The following is a 1,392-nucleotide window of genomic DNA, read 5'->3' as shown; positions in this document are numbered from 1 at the left end:
AAAAATTAAAATAAAACAATAAATTACTTGACAGGATTATCGAAATGCGCTACCATGCATGGCATCTGGCATCTGGCATCTGGCCTGCCAAACCTACGCCCAAAATCTTTTTCAATTTCACCGTAGTCTAAATCAGACACTGTTCTTATTTTCATCACCGAAGTTATCAAGCTCATCGCGCTTGGCGAGGTCGCCGTGTTTATCGGCAGGGTTATCGCCGAGGTCGAGGTGCTTATTTTTTCTATCTAAATTATCAAACTTACTTAGATTATTTAGATTAACTAAATTATTGTTGTTCTTCGTGCCATTGTTTTTGTTGCCTTATACACAGTGCTCTATGGCATTAACGACGTCTACATCAAGGTATATTGAGGGTAGTGCACCATATTTAACGTTAGACGGTGGTCAAACAAGGACAACTTCAACGGATAGTTTCTTGTTTATTAAGTTGCGGGATGGTACAAGGTACACACCGTCAACTAATCCATCAAGTGCTACAAATCCAATAAGATTACCTTATGCAGGGAGTACTTTGGGTCATATAGATATGATAGTCCCATCAACAGCTAGTTCAGTGAGTTTAAGTGATTTAGTCACTAGGTATAATTATTGGGGAGATGATGATGGAGATGGACAGGGTATAAATGGTGTTACTGCTACAGGGGATATATCGGTATCGTTTACGGATAAGGATGGCAATACTGTTAATCGTAGTGATGCATTGGATATGTGTAAAGCTCCTTATAGGGTAACCTTAAGTAGTACTGATGGTTATTTACAAACAGAGTACGGGGTTCCAAATAGAGCCAGTTTTAATGGTCAGACGGTGACATATTATATCAATCCGTATGGTGTTACTGGTCCTGTTGTTTGTCACGCAAGGCCGAATCTTAATTATGGCTACCTCGATTACGGCGGCCCATCTAACATATGGTCTCGTACAAAGGGTTTTTTAACTCAGTCAATAAGTTCATCATCTTATGACCAAAATTTTCCTACAACGGGTGCAGATGGGTTGTATTTTGATTTGGACATTGTTGGCGTGGATGCAAGTCAGTTGACTTGGTCTGTTGTCACGAATGGTAGTATAAGGGCAACGGTGAGTTGGACAAAGCCGCGTTCTGATACATTCACTGACCTAAGAGGAAGTACCGTACCAGCCGATAATTGGATTACTGATAAATCTAGTTATGTCACACGGGTAACGTTAAGTGGTCCTAGGGCGGATAGTAATCAGATAAGTTCAAATAGTCCTAGTCCTTTTAGTGTACTACCTTTGCCACAGACATTTGAGTTGGTCGGTAGGGATGGTCGAGGTAATGAGGTTCGGTATGGATTTGTGTTAAAGCAGTGGTTCGTCAATCGGGGTAATAAACGGGATACCTTGTCTAA

Annotated in this window: 1 protein-coding gene; it reads left to right on the top strand. The window is 40.7% G+C overall.

All coding sequences use genetic code 11. The features are described 5' to 3' along the window. Nucleotides 1–58 precede the first annotated feature (58 nt). A partial coding sequence (locus tag ACYIAJ_RS11255; protein ID WP_483564835.1) for a hypothetical protein occupies nt 59–1,392 on the top strand: 1,334 nt, incomplete at its 3' end.

This window comes from Gilliamella sp. X-46 (assembly GCF_057063525.1).
This window is presented reverse-complemented; position numbering and strand designations above follow the sequence as displayed.